The sequence below is a fragment of the Chamaesiphon sp. OTE_20_metabat_361 genome (genome assembly GCF_031364565.1).
Genome location: NZ_JANLWO010000647.1, coordinates 1 through 3,946, shown reverse-complemented (window position 1 = coordinate 3,946; position 3,946 = coordinate 1). Strand labels below are relative to the sequence as shown.

Here is a 3,946-nt window from a genome sequence, read left to right as displayed (position 1 = left end):
GATGCGCAGATTGGAGCTGACTTGTGGGGCGAGGATCTGCGGTTGGGGTGGTTTGGGCGCAGTGATATAGCCAAATGAGGTGTTTGCGGGGGCAATTTGGGCGGCTGGCTCGACACATTTACCGAGTAGAATCAGTGGCTTGGCTGGTTTGAAGGTGTATCCGGCAATTATCGATTTCTGGTGGAGCGTGGAGACGCGATCGTATTCATTAAAGGAGATCGTCGTAATTATCCGCAAATCTGCTAGTTCGGGATAGTGGCTAATCTGCTCTGGGAGGGTCGTATTGTGGTTATCTGGGAACGAAAGGTCTGTAATTAGGGTTTCAAAAGGTTTACTGACTGCGGCAGCGGCTAGCAGCAGATTCATGGCATCGGCACTAGTGGTGGTGGTTGTGACGATCGCGCCATAATATTCGGCAGCACTAGCGATGGCGTGACGGCTGTGATCCCAATTGCCAGCAATCAGGAGGCGTTGTCCGTGAATGGTTTGGGCGAGTTGACGCGCGAGGATCGAGCGATCGTCTATTTCTGGGGTGAGGCTAGTCCGCGTGCAGGTGAGGGTAAACCAAAAGATCGAACCTGCTGAGGGGGCGCTGATCACCCCGATATCGCCGCCCATCATTTCAATCAGGCGTTTGGAAATGGCTAGTCCTAAACCCGTACCGCCATATTGGCGGGTGGTAGAGGAGTCAGCTTGTGAGAAGGATTGAAAAATCTTATCTTGACTGTCTTGGGCGATGCCGATCCCCGTGTCTTGGACTTGAAAGTAGAGGGTCGTCTGCCGATCGGTGGTCGCGATCGCGCTAATATCGATCGAGACACCGCCGCGCTCGGTAAATTTGATCGCATTGCCGATTAAGTTGGTCAAAATTTGACCCAATCGGGTGGGATCGCCTTGGAGGTTGGTAGGGATGGTAGGTTCGATCCGACAGCTCAATTCGATCCCCTTGGAATAAGCATTGTTGGCAAGAACTTCGATCGTTTGTTCGACGGTATCGACGAGATTAAAATTAATTTCTTCGAGGTGCAATTGTCCGGCATCGATTTTGGTAAAGTCGAGGATTTCATTAATAATATTGAGCAAGTTATCGGAGCTACAGCGAATGGTTTCGACAAAGCTGCGCTGTTCGTCGTTGAGTTTAGTATCTAATAACAACTCGGTAAAACTAATAATCCCATTCATCGGCGTCCGAATTTCATGACTCATATTTGCCAAGAATTCACTCTTCATTTTGCCAGCAGATTCGGCGAGCTGGCGAGCCTTTTCTAAGATGGCATTTTCTTTGGCTAACTCTTGACGGCGATGGCGTTCGAGATCGAGGGAGAGGGACTGGAGTTGCTTGGCGGTGGTGATATCTTCGATCGCAATCAAGAAGCCGGACACTACGGCGATATCGCCAATTTTCTTACCGTCGATAATATCTCTTTGAATTTCTTGCCAATTAAGTAATGCTTCTAATTTCAGCGTGAAAAATTTATCATTGTATTTGACTTCTTTAGCTGGCAAACTTTGATAAGTGTGGATATCGACGAGATGATCCTGCCACTCCCTTGTAGTCAGCCAGTGCGGTACCAAACAGTGTTCGATTTTATCGCCGATATTGATATTTAAAAGTTGGGAAGCGACCGAATTACAAAACCACACCGTTCCGTCTAATTCAGTGGCGAGCAGTCCCATCGATAAGCTGTGGGCGATCGCGGTTTGTGCCGATTGTGCCCGCCCTAATTCGGCGGCGATCGTGGCTAGTTTAGCAACTTTGCCAACTGGAATTGGCTGTAAAAGTTGTCGATCGCCAGAGCGAGGCGTGTGCGTCACTAGATTGATCTGATGGGTTTGCCACAGCCTGTCTATTTCGCGTTTTACCAGAAAGTCTGTATATTGACGCTCGCAATAAGCAACGCCGACACAAGTGAGGGTTAGTAGTGTAATTGGTGCGGCAACTGGCAGCCAGTAATTATTGGCTAAAGCTAAAGTAACAATTGTCATCCAGCCACCACTCAAGCCGAGTAATGCCAGCAATCTTTGCCCGTGAGTAAGCCGACTGAGCCTGTCGCTCAAGAGCGGACTGAATCCGAGTAGTACTAATAATAGCCAATTACCGGGGACGATTTGAAGTCGATCGCGTCCCAGTAAATTATCGACAATTGCCGCATGTAAATAAATACTGGCGACCCCTTCAGCGCGATCGAATGGCGTCTCGATCTGTTTGGCGCTACTACCTGTGACGCCTACTAAGACAATTTTATTATTAAAACCTTTTTCGAGCCGTTGCTTGTCGCGCTCGGTTTGTGGCTCTAAAACCGAACTCAAAGAATAGTGATTGGTCTTGGCAATTTTACCCGGCCAATTAATCCAGAAATTGCCCTCATTGGGCGGACGTTTGATTTCCGGCTCATTGCTAAGATTATGTCCTTCGACTGCCATCCAGGCTAGCGAATAAACCCGATTCTTGTATGAGAGAATTTGGCGAATGACCCCATCGTGACTTTTAATTTTATCGATATGACCGATTGCTTGAGCGGCGGCTTTCAAGCGGCGGGTGGGGACGATCGGCACACCTTTGTTATCCCAACTTTGAGCGAGGACGACAGCTTTATGATTATTAATCGCTTCGATCAGTTCGGCATCATTGGGTGTGATGTCGTTGAATATCGGCTCAAAGACGATCGTACTGGCATTATACTTAGTTAGAATTTTAACTAGCTTGGCATAGTACGCGCGATTTTTTGGTAAATCTCTAAATTTAGTAATACTTTCATCGTCGATTTCGATGACCGCTACCCGATCGTCCCATGCCCGTTCGCCGCGCAATTCGGTGAGGCGATTGTACGCAAAATCTTCAACTGGAGCCATGGCATCGAGATGTACCAATCCGATCGCGATCGTCGCCGCAATTGGCCCTGGCAACCATCGCCACACAGCTCGCAAGTGTTCGGGAAGTTGAAGAGAAAGATTTGTGAATCGGGTGAGATAGTTCAAGAGCGGTAGATGGTGGCTGAGATTTGCGGGGAGGAGCTAAAATCGATGCACTTCGATCGCACGTAAAAATTAGGATAACTGGAATCTAAGCAATTGCAATCGGCAACATAGCTGTTAAAATCTGCATAATTAACGCATTCGACACGACCTTTCGATCGGCATTTAAAGATCCGGGGAGCGGATCGTAGGCAATCGTCTCCGTGGCACCGATGTAACTGGGAAGAATGAATATCCCCTTGCCTGCTTTAACTTTTTTATCGGATTTAAGTGTCTCGACGATCTGCGCTAAATCGATCTGGGGTGGGAGATCGATCGCCAGATGAGCCGATTGAATCACCCGATTTTGACGGGCAGCGGCAGCAGCGTCCCACAGTCCCAATTTCACCGCAATTTGTCCGGCGGCAACCATCCCGATGGCAACAGCTTCGCCATGATTCACTGCATATTTTGTCACATTTTCGATCGCATGACCGATCGTGTGACCGTAATTTAAAGTCGCCCTTAATCCAGTTAATTCATGCTCGTCTTCGCTGACGATCTTCGCCTTCGCACGAGCCGATCGAGTTAGAATAGTAGCTAGGAGTTCGGGCGCGATCTGACTTGCCTGAAGTCCATTAGCGCCTTCTAGAAGCACGAATAGCTCACTGTCGCCAATAACGGCATATTTAATAACTTCGGCCATCCCTGCCTGAAATTCTCGTGCGGGAAGTGTCTGGAGGACGAGCGGATCGGTAAGCACCAGCCGGGGTTGATGAAAGGCACCAATCAGATTTTTGGGGCCATCAGGATGATTGACGCCAGTCTTACCACCGATCGACGAGTCTACCATTGCCAGGAGCGTTGTTGGTACCTGCACCACATTGATGCCCCGCAGCCACGTAGCCGCCGCAAAACCCGTCATATCCCCAATTACGCCACCGCCTAGAGCAACGAGCGTTGACGAGCGTTCTAGCCCCCGCTCTAGGGC

2 protein-coding genes are annotated in these 3,946 nt (G+C 49.1%); both read right to left on the bottom strand.

The features are described from left to right. Positions 1 to 2,979, bottom strand: a 2,979-nt coding sequence (locus RMO35_RS18575) for a CHASE2 domain-containing protein (protein WP_309742996.1), incomplete at its 3' end; no start/stop codon positions are given. An 85-nt stretch (positions 2,980 to 3,064) separates the two neighbouring features. Then, positions 3,065 to 3,946: 3-dehydroquinate synthase (gene aroB / locus RMO35_RS18570; RefSeq protein ID WP_309742994.1), on the bottom strand; the 882-nt coding region annotated here is incomplete at its 5' end.